This window comes from Paenibacillus sp. FSL H7-0331 (genome assembly GCF_001956045.1).
The window spans coordinates 83,488-99,788 of sequence record NZ_MRTH01000001.1; the positions used below are offsets into that span (position 1 = coordinate 83,488).

A 16,301-nucleotide genomic window follows, 5' to 3' on the forward strand; every position below is an offset into this window, starting at 1 on the left:
CTGGACTGAGTTTAAAGGTGCTTTTAAGTTACGAGTATTATCCCATGTTCGACACAATGTGTCAATAGGATGCAAAAAATGATCTTTACAAAACATATATTTCATTTATAAAAGACTTTAAGTTTTCACCAGGATGCTATGCTCGAATCCGTTCTGGGTTCGGTCCCGCCCACCAACACGCCATTAGCCATTTTCCAGATGATCTGACCGCGGCCCAAAGTAAAGGTGCCAACCGCTCTTCTTACATCATGTCCTCTGTTAGACAAAGCAAGTGCAAGATGTTCCGGCACTGTATACTCAAGTTCGATCGTTTTGTCTTGTTTCCACTGCCATCTGGGAGCATCCAGAGCAGACTGTGGATTTAATCCAAAATCTATGGTATTGCATACTACCTGCACATGACCGTGCGGCTGCATAAATCCGCCCATTACTCCGAATGGACCGACGGGCTGATTGTCCTTCGTAATAAATCCCGGAATGATCGTATGGTAGCACTTTTTACCCGGTTCGAGACGGTTGGCATCGTTATCATTCAAAGTAAACCGGCTTCCCCGGTTTTGCATGCCGATGCCTGTTCCCGGAATGACAATTCCTGAACCAAACGCAGCTGAATTACTTTGAATGTAAGAAACCATATTCCCTTCACCATCGGCAGTAGCCAAATAAACCGTATCGCCAAGCACCGGATTCCCTTTCTCCGGCTGCATCGCCGTCGGCCCAATGAGCTTCATTCTATGCCGCGCATAATCCTCAGAGAGCAACTGCTCTACCGTCACACTCATTTGATTCTCCTGTGTGATATAATTCACACCATCGGCAAAAGCAAGCTTTAAAACTTCTAACTGTGTATGATACAAGTCGACGGGACTCATTTTTGTCAGATCATAGTTTTTCAAAATATTCAAAGCCATCAATGGAATGATACCTTGGCTGTTGGGGGGCATTTCCCAAATGTCATAACCTCGATAATTGATACTAACCGGCTTGACCCATTCAGGAGAGAATGCAGCAAGATCCTCCTTGCGCAAATAACCTCCATGTAATCTTGAATACTGATCGATCTGATCGGCAAGCTCTCCCGTATAAAAGCTGGCAGCTTTCGTCTCTGCAATAAGCTGTAAGGTTCTGGCATGATCTGGTGAGCGCCACAATTCGCCTATCCCGGGAACTGAGCCGCCAGGAGCAAACGTGTCAAATAACGGTTTATACACCTCCCCGATAAATTCCCCTCGATACCTTGCAAACAATTTTGCCCAATCCGATCCAAGTGTAGGGTTGACTGCATACCCCTCTTCCGCATAACGAATAGCTGGCTCGAACAACTCAGCAAATGGCAGCTTGCCGAACTTTTCAGATAAAGCAGACCACGCTGCGGGAATTCCGGGCACGGTTACAGGAAGCCAACCATGAGAAGGCATTTTGTCGTAACCCGATTCACGTAATTTTTCGACGGAAATACTCTGAGGAGAAGGGCCGCTGGCATTTAAGCCGTGAAGCTCTCCTTGATGCCAAACCAATACGAACGCGTCACCGCCAAATCCGTTATTGGTAGGTTCTACCACTGTCAGACAAGCGGCAACCGCTATGGCTGCGTCTATGGCATTTCCGCCCTTTTTCAGCATATCCAAACCTACTTGAGCGGCAATTGGCTGAGAAGCGGCAACCATTCCTTTATTTGCGTAGATGATATTCCTTTTGGATGCATGCGGATAGTAAAGTGGATCAAAGTTCAACGTCGACAACCTCCCTACGATTGAATCCTCTAAACAGAAACATTTCAATATGGAATTGGAACTGGCTTGCCTTGCTTAACAGAGTCATAGGCAGCAAGAGCAACCGCAGCCGAATTCAATCCATCCTCACCCGTTACGGGAACCGATTTGCCCTCTTTAATAGAAAAAATAAAATTTTCAATCATATACTGGTCCATACTATCACCCCAGTAGCTCCATTTGGCTTTGGTCTCATGATTGCTGTAAATATCATTTTTCTGGGCAAAGGAATCAATCGTGATAACTCCCTTGGTTCCAATGATTTGCATACCTACGTCACCCCATGTAGGGAACGACTTGGGTCTGGACCAGCTTGTGTCAATAACAGCAAATACGCCATTTTCATACTTGACATGAACCATACCCGAATCATCAACCTGAATATTATGAAATAACGTGCCCATTTCGGCATAGACTTCCGTTGGCCGGCTGTCCAGAAACCAATTGTACAAGTCCATCAAGTGAACGGTATGATCGAGTATCGCTCCACCCCCGGACAGGGCAGGATCAATGAACCATCTGCCTGGCATCGAACCTCGATTGGTTCCTTTGATAGCGATGATATCGCCAATTTCGCCGCGTTTGACAGCTTCTCTTGCCTTAACAACGGGCGGTAAGAATCGGCAAGGGAATGCCGTCATCAGCTCCACTCCACTTTGCTTGCATACCTGTATCATTTCATGCATCTCTTCAACGCTGATCCCGAGCGGCTTTTCGCAAAGAACATGTTTGCCCGCGATCGCGGCTTCTTTGGTAATTTGGGAGTGGTATACATTCTCTGAACAAATCACAACAGCATCCAGATCCTGGTTCAACAAATCATGATAATCGGCATGATAGCTCGTATCGTTATTAATATAAGGCTCGACACGCTCCCTGACTTCGTCAGCGATAGCTGCCACAATAACATCATGTCGAGCCGTCAGCGTATGATAGTAACCAATAGCATGAGAATGGGCAAAGCTGATGATACCAACCTTAATTTTGTTCATCCCTTGGATCCTCCAATGATATTAATAGATATCAATTTTCATTCCGGTTTGTGCCGATTGTGCAGCCGCTAAAGCAATTCTCAGTGCTCTCAATGCGTCGGTAGCCGTAACTATAGATTCCGTATCGTTTTCAATACATGCCAAAAAGTGCTTCAGTTCATAGTAATACGGATTGTGAAACGCAGGGCTTTGGGGAATGGCCACTGCTGCCGGCTGATTGTCTTCTGCCGATGCTGCCTTTACGATCTTCAATGATAGGGCATCCTCACTGTTAAACCGAATGACACCCTCAGTCCCTGCAAACTCGACAGCCGTCGTGAATGGTCCGGGATATCCCCAGTGAGCCTCCAAATTGGCAATCGCTCCACCAGCAAATCGAAGTGTAACCAAGGCATAATCGTTCTGCTCCGATTGTGTCTGGAGCGCATATACCGATGTCACCTCGCCCATCACGCTGCAAAGAAAATCGATATCATGAATCATCAGATCGATAATAACGCCGCCACTTCTGTCTTTGTACCAGGCTCTTGCTCTCGCTGGATTCGAACCGATCCGTTTGGTATGGATCACGCCTACTTTACCTATGACACCTGCATCCACTTTGGCTTTGATGTCCGCATAGTTGGGAAAGAACCTTACGACATGTCCGACAAACAGCCTGACACCCTTTTCCTTGCAGGTATTAATCATCTCTACTGCGTCCTCTATCGACGGGGCTATCGGTTTTTCACAAATGATATGTTTACCGTACGCAGCCACTCTCAGCACATACTCCTTATGGAGGTAGGTGGGGAGACAAATACTCACTACATCGGGATTTTCCATGTTTATCATTTCATCGAGAGACACGTAGGCTCTTAATTGCCAATGCTCTGCCGTTTTGTTAACTTCAATCTCGTTATTGTCGCAAATAGCGACCAATTCCACACCTGGCATGGCTGCCAGATTTTCAATATGGCTTTTGCCCATCGTTCCGCAACCGACTACGGCAACTCTCATTCTTGGTTCCTCCTGAGGATTGGATTCCGGAAGCCCGCAATCTCAGGCTCCCGGGTTTGTATAAGGATGAAGGATGTCAGCTTTTATTTTTTTACGTTGCTATCATACCACTTCGTTGCTTCCTGAATAATTTGATCGCCCCCGCGCTTCTTCCAATCCTCAACGAATTTATCAAAATAATCAACGCTTTCTGTTCCTATGATGATTTTTGCTGCTGTCTCCATCCATAGCCCGTTTTTGGCAAGCTCGGGATGTGATTGCATCGTAGGAGGAAGCGGCATATCGATCCCATCATTTTTGCGTCCTTCAGCATTGGCAACATCCAGAGCTGCCGATATGAGTTCCCCTTCATTACGTCCCTTCATGAATACTTTGTTATCCACATAGGAAGGACCCGTTATCCGAATAAATTTTAAGTGCATGTTTTCCTTGTTGATCCCGTCTGGTGTTGTCGGATATTTATACGCAATTTTGCCGTTATTGATCGTGTAATCTTCGCCTTCCAAACCATACGTCATGAATTGTTCAGCTTGATCCGAATAGAACCAATCCAAAAATTTCATAACGGCTTCCGCATTTTTACTTGATTTGGGGATCGCAAACGCGGAACCAATCGAAGATGCAATACTGGTGCCCCCCTTGCCATCCGGACCGATCGGAGCCGGAATAACGAGAATTTCCGCTTTTGGATCGCCTTGCCTTACTTCAGTTAGCCATTTGTCCGGGTAGCTGGGATCATGCATCCACATTCCCACACGCGCGGCTCCTTTAATTTTCGCATCCCAATCCTTGCCTTCCTGTACAAAAATCTCATTGTCGATCAGCTTTTCCTGGTAAAGCTTTTTGTACAACGCCAGCGCTTCCTTCATCTCTGGACGCACGTAGTTGGGCACGAGCTGATTGTTCACATATTTCCAGGCTCCTTGCTTGAGATCATCACCTGGACTTACATCATAAGCACCGAAGAAAAGCTCGGCAAATCGGAAATTTTTGCGGCCTGAGAATGGAATTTCGTCCGCTTTACCATTCCCATTAAGGTCGTTATCCCGGAAAGCTCTCATAACCGTTATATACTCGTCAATTGTTTTGGGCACCTTCAAACCCAGCTTGTCCAGCCAATCTTTACGTACATAGACGGCCTGGGAGTGCGTAACCTCAGTAAGGTTGGGGATGGCATAGATTTTGCCTTCTTTGCTGAGAGTTGGAGAGTTCCATACCTCTTTGGAAATTTTGGCTTTGAGGTTAGGCGCAAACTTATCAATTAAATCATTCAACTCAAGGAAAGCACCGTTGTTAACCGCAGGAGCAGCCACCGGGGTGTTGATACCTCTAATCTCCAACAGATCCGACATCTCACCTGAAGCAAGTATCAAACCAAGCTTTTGTTCAAAGTCTGGGTGAGGAATCAGCTCGAATTGAACATTCGTTCCGGATAGCTCGCGTAACTTCTTCACGTACTTGTCCTCATTAATTTTGGGAGAAGCTTCAACATAAGGAAGTGATTTCGAGCTTAAAGCAACTTTAATGGATGGTGCCGGTTTATTGACATCTGATGCTGCATTCTCCGGTTTACTGCTACAGCCGACCGCTACAGCGGTAACAAGTGTGAAACAAATTGCCATTTTGAAATTGCTCACTGATATCCCCACCTTCGATTTTTTTATGATAATTACCCTTTGACCGATCCTAGCAAGGCACCTTTGATAAAATGCTTTTGGATCATTGGATAAATTAACAGCACCGGTACTGTGGCTACAATAATCGTTGCCATTTTGATTCCTTCCACCGATAGCTGCATCCCCTGTACCATACTCCCGGCATCACTTTCCACTATAAGCTGGCGCAATTTCACCTGCAGCGTGTAGAGATCAGGGTCCCGCAAATACATAATGGCATTCATATACCCATTCCAGTAGCCCACGGCATAAAACAATCCGATAGTCATTAAAGAAGGCAGCGAAAGCGGTAAAACAATAACCCTGAAAATTTTAAATTCGCTGCAGCCATCTATCGTCGCGGCCTCGGTTAAGCCCTCAGGTATGTTTCGAAAAAAGGAGATCATGATGATCAAATTAAAAGCGCTGATCAAACCAGGTATAATCAAGGCGTTTAATGAATTAAGCATACCAAGTGATTTGATTAGCAGATAAGTAGGAATCAGAGGTGCCGGGAAAACGATCGTAATAATGATTAATATCATAATTACGGCGCGTCCCCGCAATTGCTCCTTGGATAGTCCGTATCCCATCATAGCGGTGAACAACAAGCTGACAAGCGTACCTGCCACCGTCACCCAGACTGTAATGCCAAATGATTGCCAGATCGCCGCATTGCGCAGCACGGAAGCGTAATTATCCAGCGTAAAATTGACCGGAAATATGGTTACCTTCCCCTGGAGGATTGCCTGTCCACTGCTGAACGAGCCCGCCAATATATTTAAAAACGGGATTAACATGAGAAGTCCTACACCAATGAGCACGAAACCGTTAATATAGGGAAACCACTGCAGCCTCTTGTTCATTGCACTCACCTTCCTTTAAAAAAGGGATTGGCCGGTAAGCTTCTTGCTTATCCGGTTGAAGCCAAGAATCAAAATCAAACCGACAACAGATTTAAAGATGCCAATCGCGGTTGTGTAGCTGTATTGCCCACCCAGCAGCCCGATACTATAAATATACGTATCCAGAATCTGACCCTTGGCAGTCACTATCGGATTAAGGAGGATATATACCTGCTCAAAGCCCAAATCCAATATATGACCAATTCGGATCAACAGCAGTACCATGATCGTCGGCAGCAGCGCCGGGAGTGTGATACTGATTATCTTTCTGAGCCTGCCTGCGCCATCCACATCAGCAGCTTCATACAATTCCGGATTAATACTCGCAAGTGCAGCCAAATATATAATGGTGTTCCAGCCAACTTCTTTCCAGATGCCGGACCATACGACAATCGACCGGAAATATTCAGGCTTTTGCATAAAAAAGATGCGCTCAAATCCAAAAAAATTAAGCAAATCGTTAACAATGCCATAATTCGGAGACAGGACATTAATGACCAGACCCCCTACAATAACCCACGATAGAAAATGAGGAAGATACATAATCGTTTGAATGCTGCGTTTAAACCACATTTTCCTCACTTCATTGAGCAGGATTGCTAGCAGAACTGGTGCAGGGAAGCCAAATACCAATTGATACATGCTGATGAGGATAGTGTTCGTGAGTATATTGAGAAACTCGGGATACGTGAATAAGGTCTCAAAATGCTTAAATCCTACAAATGGGCTTTTCCAAATACCTGTATACAAGTTATAATCTTGAAAAGCAATGATGCTGCCCGATATGGGGATGTACTTAAAAAGAATAAAATAGATAAAGCCCGGAATGATCATGGCGTAGATTTGCCAATACTTGATCCAATAACGGCTCCGCGAACGGTTTCGTGTCTGGCTTTCAGTTAGCTTTACAGGCGGCGAGTGTGTATTCATGACCTTCCTCCAGTATTAGATTTTATCTCATTTTAAGCGGTTACATTTAAATCGTACATGTCATTTCCTGCTAAACCTGTGTTTTTTCAAGTTCAAACTTTTTTCATGTCAGTTAATCCTACATAATAAAAATAAATGAATTGACATCGAAATCAGAGTATCACAGAATAATAGCTACTACGTTAAAGGGGTGTTGACTTGCGAACCAATTTAATTATTTTGTTTATTGTTTTTCTTTGTCTACCCTTACTTGTGTTAAGCAAGATCTGGTACGACAAAACGACGGATTCCATCGAGCACTCAGCCAAGTTATTTAATGAACAAATTGTTAGACAAATGAATGGGCAGTTGAACGCTTATTTTTCTGATTTGGAAAGATCAACGCTTCCATTAATTGCACATCCGCTTATTAAGGAATTCATGTCGATTACCGAGAATGAGGCCTATAACCGCTTTGTCGTTACCCGCAAGATCGAGAGTGAGCTGTTTCAACAAGTAGTTTTTGGACGACCAGAAATCTTTTCCTTCACTCTTTATTCAGAAAATGGACTTCACGTCTCCAACCAAGGAGCCTATTTAAGTGATGATAATTATGAAACCTATATGCAGTTATCCAATCGAGCCAACTTCAATGTGATGGGCATTCGCTGGATCAACAATACACCACTGTTGACCATAACCCGCAAGTTTACAGATACGACTCATTACCAGACCTCAGGATTATTGGTTATCAATCTCCGATTGAACGAGATTTGGAATATTGTGAATCAGGTTCAGCTGGGAAATACCGGGTCGATTTGGATAGCCGACTCCAACAACCGAATTATTTATGACCGTGATCTGGACAAGCTTGGTTCCCAAATACCGGATTGGTTTACAACCCAAGCTTATGGACTGCAAGAAAATGATACGTTTATTCATAAAGAAAACAAAACAGATACGATGGTAATTTTTAACAAATCGACTTACACCGATTGGTCTATCGTCTCGGAAGTGCCTATCCAGGAGCTGAATGCGGATTTAATTGAGCTCAGAAATGTGACGATATGGGCTGCACTCATGCTGACTCTCGTCGCAAGCTTTATCATTGGCGGCTACTCTTTGTACATAACAGGCTCCTTAAGCAAGCTGGAGAAATTGATGCGTCAAGTTCAGGATGGGAATTTAGCTATTAATGCCCCACTACGTCGCGGCAAGGAACTGAAAAGCCTGTACAGCGGGTTCAACCAGATGGTTTGGGAATTGCGCCGACTTATTGAGGAAGTTCATACCTCACAGCTTCGAGAAAAAGAACTGCTGCTGAAACAAAAAGAATCCATGCTTCGTGCTCTCCAATCACAAATTAACCCGCATTTTCTATACAACACCCTTGAGATGATCAACTCCTACGCCATTCTCGAAGGCTTTAAGCCCATTAGCAGGATGGCTACCGCCTTAGCCGATATGTTTCGTTTCTGTATGAAGGATTCTATGTATGTCATACCTTTGCAGGATGAGATGGACCATGTTCGTACCTATTTGGACATCCAGAAAGAACGTTTTTCCGATTTGCAGGTAGATATCCATTTAGAGCAGGAAGAAGGCTATCATCGCGTTTTCACAGCCCGTCTGACGCTCCAGCCTTTAATTGAAAATTGCTTTATTCATGGATATGAGGAACATTTATTGAGGCCTTCTTATATCGGAGTTTTTGGACAACGTGTCCATGACAAATACATCATTCGAATCGTTGATCATGGGAAAGGCATGCCTCCGCATATCTTGAGGGCTTACAATTCCGCATTTAAAGCCGTAGATATTGACAGCATCTCTCAAAGAAATCAGCTTTCTGACGAAGAAAAACAACATGTGGGACTGATGAATGTTCATGCGAGGATACGGCTGTTATTCGGTGTTCATTTCGGCCTTTATATCACACAATCGGACGATAGTGGGACCATAATCACACTGACTTTCCCCCTGAACATCTCAGCAGCTGTGTATTCGAAGGAGGATCCGTTATGTACAGCGTAATGATTGTAGATGATGAGCAATTGATTCGTAGAAGCTTGTACAAAATGATATCTGAGAGTCCTATCGGCTTTACTGTGGTTGGTGAAGCAGAAGACGGACTGGCAGCTTTTGAGCAAGCATGCTCCTTAACCCCCGATCTCATTTTGACGGACATTAAGATGCCAGTTATGGGAGGTATGGACTTTATCAGGAACTCCCGAACAGCCAATCTGGATTGCCAGTTTATTGTTCTATCAGGCTATGGAGAATTTGAGTTAGCTCAGGAAGCTTTACGTTACGGTGTGGCCGATTATTTATTAAAACCGATACGACCCGAACAATTGGAATTTACTCTAGTTAAGATGAAAACAGCTCTGGACCATAAACGCAACGCCTGGATGGACTATGATCTATGGCTCGTATACTATCCGAATGCAGCGAAACGCATGGCCGATTGTATCTGGCATATGGACGAGATCGGTATCCATCATGAACTATCACAATTTTACGCTCAATGGATCGAAGGTGCTCATAAGTACCCAAGCTGTAAAGATCGATGTGTGGAATATGTAAGCTGGGTGTTAAAAAATCTGCAAAATTATGGTGGTGCTGAACTGAATCAACCGAATCTGTATGCACTTCGTTCAGCCAAAAATGGTGACACGATCCACAAACTCACGGAGTCCCTGCTTACGGAATGGATGAATGTGATCCGAACCAAACGAAACCACGGCGCTTATCATACGATTAAACAAGCTGCTGCGTTTATGGAAAAGAATTATATGGATAAGGAGCTTTCCTTACAAAGTGTGGCCGATTACGTTCGATTATCGCCATCTTATGTCAGTCAAATTTTTAAAGAAGCTATGGGAGCCTCCTTCGTACAATATTTGATTCAGATTAGAATGGAGCAATCCAAATGCCTGCTGTCCAATCCCCACTCCAAAACCTATGAGGTTGCTGAAGCGGTAGGCTACGAGGATTATCCCCATTTCACCAAAACTTTCAAAAAGTATTATGGTATCAGTCCACGCGAGTTCCGAAACAGACAAGGTTTGGAGTAATCCCGTCGTAATTTGTCAGTCTAAATATTGCTTGAACATAGCTTTTATGCTATAAAGATTAAGAGAGATTTTACCCGTGTCATGAATGATTACACGGTACACGATATAGGGAGTTGGAATGTGAATGACTGAGATGAACACTTTAGAGATTATTCAATTTATTAAAAACAGCGTAAAGAAAACACCGGTTAAGGTATATGTAAAAGGTGATTTGGAATCCATCGATTTTGGTTCCGAGATTCAATCCTTTATATCCGGCAAAAGCGGTGTACTTTTCGGTGAGTGGACTGAAGTAAAACGTGTGTTAGACGAAAACCAAAGCCGTATTGAAGATTATGTGGTTGAGAATGACCGTCGTAATTCGGCAATCCCAATGCTTGACCTTAAAGGCATTAACGCACGTATTGAGCCAGGCGCAGTCATTCGTGATAAAGTATCTATCGGCGACAATGCAATTATCATGATGGGGGCTTCCATTAATATCGGTGCATCTATCGGTGCAGGTACCATGATTGATATGAATGTAGTCGTTGGGGGCCGCGCGGTTATTGGAGCTATGTGTCATATTGGTGCAGGTTCGGTCGTTGCTGGTGTTATTGAGCCTCCTTCCGCTCAACCCGTAGTCATTGAAGACGACGTGTTGATTGGTGCCAATGCCGTTATCCTAGAAGGTGTTCGTATTGGTAAAGGTTCGGTCGTTGCTGCAGGTGCTATCGTTACTCAGGACGTTGCCGAGTATACGGTTGTGGCTGGGGCACCAGCTCGAGTTATCAAAATGGTGGATGCCAAAACAAAATCCAAAACCGAAATTTTGCAAGACCTCCGCACCCTTTAAGGTGCTTGGCTTAACGCTCGGCGTATATCGCCGGGCTTTTTTTACACTTCATTACCTGTTAGGAGGACTGACCACTCAATGACACATTCGACTTCGAGCATTAGCGCGGCACCAAGTCCATTTGTAGAAATCCGCAGACAATTGCATCAAATTCCAGAGCCAGGCTTTGCCGAGTTTAAAACTCAGCAGTTTCTGCTGAATTATCTTCATTCTCTTCCACAGGAGCGACTCGAAATCCGGACCTGGCGGACAGGTATAATCGTGAATGTAAAAGGAACCTCCCCCAAACGTCGCTTTGGCTACAGAGCTGATATGGATGGTCTGCCTATCTTGGAAGATACCAGCTATGAATTTCGGTCCAGCCATCCTGGTTATATGCATGCTTGCGGACATGATGTTCATATGTCGATCGGGCTAGGTATTTTGACCCGGATTGTACAGAATCCGATCAGGGACGATATCACGTTTATTTTTCAACCAGCGGAAGAAGGTCCTGGCGGAGCACAGCCTATGCTTGAATGTGTGGAACTGCAGGATTGGATGCCTGACCAAATCGTAGCCCTCCATATTGCCCCCGAATATCCGGTTGGCACGATCGCTACAAAGCCGGGTATTTTATTTGCCAATACATCCGAACTGTTCATAGACCTTACTGGTAAAGGTGGACATGCTGCTTACCCTCACCTTGCCAATGATATGGTGATTACAGCCTGCCAGTTGGTTTCACAGCTGCAAACTATTATTTCACGCAATGTGAATCCACTCGATTCTGCTGTTATTACGATTGGTAAAATTGAAGGCGGTACGAAGCAAAATATTATCGCCGAGAAGTCACGTCTGGAAGGAACCATTCGTACCTTATCCGCTGCAACGATGCTGCTAATCAAATCGCGTATTGAAGCGCTGGCCGACGGTATGGAAACCGCCTATGACTGCAAGGTTGATATAGATTACGGAGCTAATTATTTGCAGGTATTCAACCATGCAGAAACTACCCAAGCATTTATGGACTGGGTTCGCGAAACAGATACTATGAAGGTAATCGAATGCACAGAGGCTATGACCGGTGAGGATTTCGGTTATTTTCTGGAGAAAATTCCTGGCTTTATGTTTTGGCTCGGGGTGGATACGCCTTACGGTCTGCATCATTCCAAAATCGAACCCAATGAGCACGCCATCGATCTCGCGATTGAGCTAATTGGCAGCTACTTCAGGTGGTTATCGGAGCAAGATTAAATAAGAAACAACAATAAAGCTCCTTACACCTTAACCGGTACAAGGAGCTTTATTGTTTACAATTTGCGAACAAAATCTTCCATGCGATCTAGCGCTTGTTCCAAAACTCGCCTACTATAAGCATAGGATATCCGGATGTAGCCTTCTCCATAGATGGAAAATGCATCACCTGGCACAACAGCAACCTTATGCTCATTCAACAACCTCATTGTAAAATCCATCGAGGATAGCTTAAACCTTTCTATTGATGGAAATAAATAAAAAGCTCCCTCCGGCTTTTCCAGTTCGAATCCCATCTGCAGTAAGCGATTGTACACATAGTCTCTACGCTGCATATAAGCTTCCTTCATAGGCAATGCATCATCCACACCGTTCGTCAGCGCCTCCAGCGCCGCATATTGGCTGATCGAGCTTGCACATGTCACATTGTACTGGTGCACTTTAACCATATGCTTAGCCACATACTCCGGTGCAAAAACGAATCCGATCCGCCATCCGGTCATCGAGTGCGATTTGGACAATCCATTAATGACAATCGTTTTCTCACGCATGGAAGGAATCGTTGCGATAGAGACATGGGGCTGATCGTAAATCAGCTCGCTATAAATTTCATCGGAAATGACAAATATCGATTTTTGCTCCAACAGACTTGCGATATCTGCGAGCTCCTGACCACTCACAACCCGTCCCGTTGGATTGGATGGATAACATAAAATGATGCAACGGGTTTTGTCTGTAATGTGAGGCTCTATCAGCTCGGCTGTCAGTTTAAAGCCATTACTTCGCGTATCGACATAAATCGGTACGCCTCCGCACAATCGAATCAAGGGCTCATAACCTGGATATATCGGCCCAGGAATCAATACTTCACTGCCTGGCTCCAGGATCGTCCTTAACGTAATATCCAGTGCCTGACTTGCCCCTGTCGTGACGATAACTTCTGATTCCGGTGCATAGTGCATCTCATATTTATTCCGTACAAAAGCAGCAGCTGCCTGGCGAAGCTCCAGAAGCCCTGGGTTTGCCGTGTAAGTCGTTTTATGTGCATCGATTGCCAGTTTGGCGGCCTGCAATATATGATCAGGTGTCGGAAAATCCGGCTGACCGATGGTTAAAGAAAGTGCATCCGGAAACTGACTAACCAGATTAGCGATTTTTCGGATTCCCGATATTTGAATATCCTTCACACCGGGATTGATCAAATGTTCCATTGTCGGTTCCCCAATCTTTAGCGATTTTTCAATATGTGGATCAAATGCTGCATATCCGTAGGAATTTCCGCTTCAAACTGCAAATGCTCCCCGGTTCTCGGGTGTGTGAAGCCAAGTATGGCGGCATGCAGCGCTTGTCCATCCATCGTTGCGCCTTTGCCGCGGGAAGGTCCGTATGCCGGATCTCCTACTAGGGGATGCCCTATAAACTTCATGTGCACACGAATTTGATGGGTTCTGCCGGTTTCAAGCCTGAGCTCCAGCAAGGTATGATCACCATAGCGTTCAAGCACAGCAAAATGCGTTACCGCCTTCTTACTGTTGCGCTCTGTTACGGTATACAATTTACGATCGAACGGGTCCCGGCCTATTGGTGCATCTACCGTACCTTGCTCATGAGTCACATTCCCGTGTACAACAGCCAAATATTTTCTGACCACCGTATGTTCCTTCAGTTGCGCGGCCAATGATTGGTGAGCTGAATCATTTTTGGCAGCCATCAGCAATCCCGAGGTATCTTTATCAATTCGATGGACGATCCCAGGGCGCATCACCCCATTAATTCCGGATAAATCTTGACAATGGTACAGCAGTGCGTTAACCAATGTACCGCTATAATGGCCAGGAGCTGGATGAACAACAAGCCCTCTTGGTTTATTGATGACAATCATGTCCCCATCCTCATAAACCACTTCAAGCGGAATGTTCTCGGCTGTCAGATTCAATTCTTCCGGTTCAGGTGTAAGCAGCTCCAGTTGGTCGCCTGCCGACAGCTTATAATTCGCCTTAACAGGTGCACCATTGACTTTCAGATGGCCGTCCTTGATCCATTGCTGGACCAGACTGCGGGATACGTCCTCATCCGATGCTTCAGCCACGAATTTATCAACCCGTTCACCTTGATCCTGAGCCTCTGCAATCCATTCTTTCCGATTCTCCAATTCTTCTTGTTCAGAAACAGACATAAGATTACGCGCCTCTCTTTTCTTTTCTCCAGCTGATGATGGAATCGATAAAAATGAGTGCTACACCAATGCAGATCGCTGAATCCGCAATATTAAAAATCGGATACGTATAGTCAACAGGGCTGCCAAAACCATTAAATTGGAAACGAAATTTCAGAAAGTCGACCACTTCACCAAACAAAGCCCGATCAACAAAGTTCCCCAATGCTCCACCCAATAGCAGGCTTAGTGCAACGGGTAGCAGCTTTTTACCCTCTTTATAGCTTTTGCGAAGATAAATAATAATACCAGCTGCAACCACCAACGTGATCACAATAAAAAACCACCGTTGGTCCTGCATAATGCCAAAAGCAGCACCCCGATTCCGGTGTGACGTAATTTGAAAAAATTCACCAATAACCGAAACCGCTTCATTCAATTCAAGCCGATTCACAATCAGCCATTTGGTAACCTGATCTAAGATCAGTACCACTAACGCATATAAATAATATCTCAACGTTACAGCTCCTTTTTCGCTTCCTGCTCCTGATTTACGCCTTAGACCCATGATTTACCTATGTAAAAAACTTCGTTTCTGCAAAAAATAGCAGCAATGCTTTCAAAGGAGGCGTACTTGATGACTCATGATCCTCATCCAATTAGCTCTCAGCAATTGCAATCGTTACGCTCAATTTTACTTGAAGAAAAACAATGGCTGGAGAAAGAGAGAGAAAGCAACAGCCATTTTGGTCTCTCCGACTCCCTTCGTGATCAGACGGGTGAGCTATCCACTAATGATAACCATCCTGCCGATTTAGGGTCAGAAATGTTTGAACGCAGTAAAGATATAGCTTTAAACGTTAACCTGGAAAGTCATTTTACCCAAGTTGCAGAAGCACTGGAACGAATCGACAAGGGTCAATATGGCATCTGCCAGAGCTGTGGCGCTCCTATCTCTTTTGAACGACTAGAGGCTGTGCCTACTACCTTATATTGCAAAAAACACGTTCCTGATGCTCCTGACATGGAATATCGTCCAGTTGAAGAAGATATTCTGGCCCCGCCATTCGGCAGAACGAGTCTGGACGAAGTGGATAAAGAAACCGAATTTGACGGCGAAGATGCCTGGCAAATCGTTGAAAGCTGGGGCAGCTCCAATTCACCAGCTATGGCAGACAACCCCAACATTTCTAATAACTATAACGATATGGAAATTGAAGCTGACGAACAGGTTGGCTACGTGGAGGCTTTTGAAAGCTTTTTGGCAACGGATATATATGGTCAACACGTTACTTTGATCAGAAATCGAGCTTATAACGAGTATATCCACAACAATGAAGGCGAAGGTTTGCTAGAGCTTGACCCGCAGGATGCCGAAGATGATACGTATACGGATCTTACTTAGCTAATAGGTTCTTCCCTCCAATTGATATTGGACATGCTTGATGATATCAGCTATATAGTCTCCGATTATAGGTAAATTCAAGGCCCCCAACAATTGAAGAACATACAGAATCGTCGTAGCAAACACAGTAAAGCCAATCGCGATCCCGACACCTCTTGCTAAACCAGCCAGTAAATTCGAGAAAATGAGCTTACGCGGACTGTTGAGCAGATCCACATAATCGGCAATTTGGGTTCGTTCCATCTGATTTGCAATCTTGGTCACTTGCTGGTGGATACTTTCCATCAGCTTCCGATCCGGCAATGTTTGATGTCCGCTCAAACCCATTCCTCCAGACTTTCTTATGAGACTCATCCCGTTG

The 16,301-nt window shown here is 44.7% G+C and carries 15 protein-coding genes; 5 read left to right on the forward strand and 10 right to left on the reverse strand.

The window, feature by feature from the left end; translation table 11 throughout:
* Positions 1-125: 125 nt before the first annotated feature.
* From BK127_RS00390 to BK127_RS42355, 6 genes are all read right to left on the reverse strand, one after another.
* Positions 126-1,733: a gamma-glutamyltransferase family protein gene (locus tag BK127_RS00390; RefSeq protein WP_076227400.1), complete on the reverse strand. Its 1,608-nt coding sequence runs from the start codon at positions 1,731-1,733 to the stop codon at positions 126-128.
* A gap of 44 nt (positions 1,734-1,777) precedes the next feature.
* Complete coding sequence (locus tag BK127_RS00395; protein WP_076227403.1) at positions 1,778-2,764, reverse strand: Gfo/Idh/MocA family protein; 987 nt, start codon at positions 2,762-2,764, stop codon at positions 1,778-1,780.
* A gap of 21 nt (positions 2,765-2,785) precedes the next feature.
* The gene (locus tag BK127_RS00400; RefSeq protein WP_076227406.1) at positions 2,786-3,763 is read right to left on the reverse strand and encodes a Gfo/Idh/MocA family protein; all 978 of its coding nucleotides are present in this window, start codon (positions 3,761-3,763) and stop codon (positions 2,786-2,788) included.
* Between the two features lie 83 nt (positions 3,764-3,846).
* Positions 3,847-5,400 (reverse strand): extracellular solute-binding protein, encoded by a 1,554-nt coding sequence (locus BK127_RS00405; RefSeq protein ID WP_256711127.1) that lies wholly within the window; start codon positions 5,398-5,400, stop codon positions 3,847-3,849.
* A 32-nt stretch (positions 5,401-5,432) separates the two neighbouring features.
* The gene (locus tag BK127_RS42350; protein WP_240413785.1) at positions 5,433-6,284 is read right to left on the reverse strand and encodes a carbohydrate ABC transporter permease; all 852 of its coding nucleotides are present in this window, start codon (positions 6,282-6,284) and stop codon (positions 5,433-5,435) included.
* Positions 6,285-6,299: 15 nt separating this feature from the next.
* The gene (locus tag BK127_RS42355; protein ID WP_083688952.1) at positions 6,300-7,253 is read right to left on the reverse strand and encodes an ABC transporter permease; all 954 of its coding nucleotides are present in this window, start codon (positions 7,251-7,253) and stop codon (positions 6,300-6,302) included.
* A 198-nt stretch (positions 7,254-7,451) separates the two neighbouring features.
* Between BK127_RS42355 and BK127_RS00415 the strand changes: the two genes are divergently transcribed.
* The 4 genes from BK127_RS00415 to BK127_RS00430 all read left to right on the forward strand — a co-directional run bounded on the left by BK127_RS00415 (position 7,452) and on the right by BK127_RS00430 (position 12,380).
* Positions 7,452-9,266, forward strand: a complete 1,815-nt coding sequence (locus tag BK127_RS00415; RefSeq protein ID WP_076227409.1) for a sensor histidine kinase — start codon at positions 7,452-7,454, stop codon at positions 9,264-9,266.
* Positions 9,254-10,309, forward strand: coding sequence for a response regulator transcription factor (locus BK127_RS00420; protein ID WP_076227412.1), 1,056 nt, complete (start codon positions 9,254-9,256; stop codon positions 10,307-10,309). The genes BK127_RS00415 and BK127_RS00420 overlap by 13 nt, the downstream gene beginning before the upstream one ends.
* Positions 10,310-10,433: 124 nt before the next feature.
* Positions 10,434-11,144 (forward strand): 2,3,4,5-tetrahydropyridine-2,6-dicarboxylate N-acetyltransferase, encoded by a 711-nt coding sequence (dapD, locus tag BK127_RS00425; RefSeq protein ID WP_076227415.1) that lies wholly within the window; start codon positions 10,434-10,436, stop codon positions 11,142-11,144.
* Between the two features lie 78 nt (positions 11,145-11,222).
* The gene (locus BK127_RS00430; protein WP_076227418.1) at positions 11,223-12,380 is read left to right on the forward strand and encodes an N-acetyldiaminopimelate deacetylase; all 1,158 of its coding nucleotides are present in this window, start codon (positions 11,223-11,225) and stop codon (positions 12,378-12,380) included.
* A 56-nt stretch (positions 12,381-12,436) separates the two neighbouring features.
* Here the strand turns inward: BK127_RS00430 and BK127_RS00435 are convergent, their stop codons facing one another.
* From BK127_RS00435 to lspA, 3 genes are read right to left on the reverse strand one after another with little or no spacing between them, the layout of a single operon-like run.
* Positions 12,437-13,591: an aminotransferase A gene (locus BK127_RS00435; RefSeq protein WP_076227420.1), complete on the reverse strand. Its 1,155-nt coding sequence runs from the start codon at positions 13,589-13,591 to the stop codon at positions 12,437-12,439.
* Between the two features lie 17 nt (positions 13,592-13,608).
* Positions 13,609-14,556 carry an RluA family pseudouridine synthase gene (locus tag BK127_RS00440; RefSeq protein WP_076227423.1) on the reverse strand — a complete coding sequence of 316 codons (948 nt, stop codon included), beginning with the start codon at positions 14,554-14,556 and terminating at the stop codon, positions 13,609-13,611.
* Positions 14,557-14,560: 4 nt separating this feature from the next.
* A complete protein-coding gene (gene lspA / locus BK127_RS00445) occupies positions 14,561-15,052 on the reverse strand; it encodes a signal peptidase II (RefSeq protein ID WP_076227425.1) in 492 nt (163 codons plus the stop codon).
* 120 nt (positions 15,053-15,172) lie between these two features.
* On the opposite strand from lspA, the gene BK127_RS00450 reads away from it, so the two are divergent.
* Positions 15,173-15,940, forward strand: coding sequence for a TraR/DksA C4-type zinc finger protein (locus BK127_RS00450; protein ID WP_076227427.1), 768 nt, complete (start codon positions 15,173-15,175; stop codon positions 15,938-15,940).
* Here the strand turns inward: BK127_RS00450 and BK127_RS00455 are convergent, their stop codons facing one another.
* Positions 15,941-16,225 carry a DUF5665 domain-containing protein gene (locus BK127_RS00455; RefSeq protein ID WP_256223325.1) on the reverse strand — a complete coding sequence of 95 codons (285 nt, stop codon included), beginning with the start codon at positions 16,223-16,225 and terminating at the stop codon, positions 15,941-15,943.
* Positions 16,226-16,301: the final 76 nt, after the last annotated feature.

What these genes read in the sequence shown, in the direction of transcription:
- BK127_RS00395 (WP_076227403.1), bottom strand. Translation starts at nt 2,764, where the DNA reads ATGAACAAAATTAAGGTTGGTATCATCAGCTTTGCCCATTCTCATGCT.
- BK127_RS00400 (WP_076227406.1), bottom strand. Translation starts at nt 3,763, where the DNA reads ATGAGAGTTGCCGTAGTCGGTTGCGGAACGATGGGCAAAAGCCATATT.
- BK127_RS42350 (WP_240413785.1), bottom strand. Translation starts at nt 6,284, where the DNA reads ATGAACAAGAGGCTGCAGTGGTTTCCCTATATTAACGGTTTCGTGCTC.
- BK127_RS42355 (WP_083688952.1), bottom strand. Translation starts at nt 7,253, where the DNA reads ATGAATACACACTCGCCGCCTGTAAAGCTAACTGAAAGCCAGACACGA.
- BK127_RS00420 (WP_076227412.1), top strand. Translation starts at nt 9,254, where the DNA reads ATGTACAGCGTAATGATTGTAGATGATGAGCAATTGATTCGTAGAAGC.
- dapD (WP_076227415.1), top strand. Translation starts at nt 10,434, where the DNA reads ATGACTGAGATGAACACTTTAGAGATTATTCAATTTATTAAAAACAGC.
- BK127_RS00430 (WP_076227418.1), top strand. Translation starts at nt 11,223, where the DNA reads ATGACACATTCGACTTCGAGCATTAGCGCGGCACCAAGTCCATTTGTA.
- BK127_RS00435 (WP_076227420.1), bottom strand. Translation starts at nt 13,591, where the DNA reads ATGGAACATTTGATCAATCCCGGTGTGAAGGATATTCAAATATCGGGA.
- BK127_RS00440 (WP_076227423.1), bottom strand. Translation starts at nt 14,556, where the DNA reads ATGTCTGTTTCTGAACAAGAAGAATTGGAGAATCGGAAAGAATGGATT.
- BK127_RS00450 (WP_076227427.1), top strand. Translation starts at nt 15,173, where the DNA reads ATGACTCATGATCCTCATCCAATTAGCTCTCAGCAATTGCAATCGTTA.
- BK127_RS00455 (WP_256223325.1), bottom strand. Translation starts at nt 16,225, where the DNA reads ATGGAAAGTATCCACCAGCAAGTGACCAAGATTGCAAATCAGATGGAA.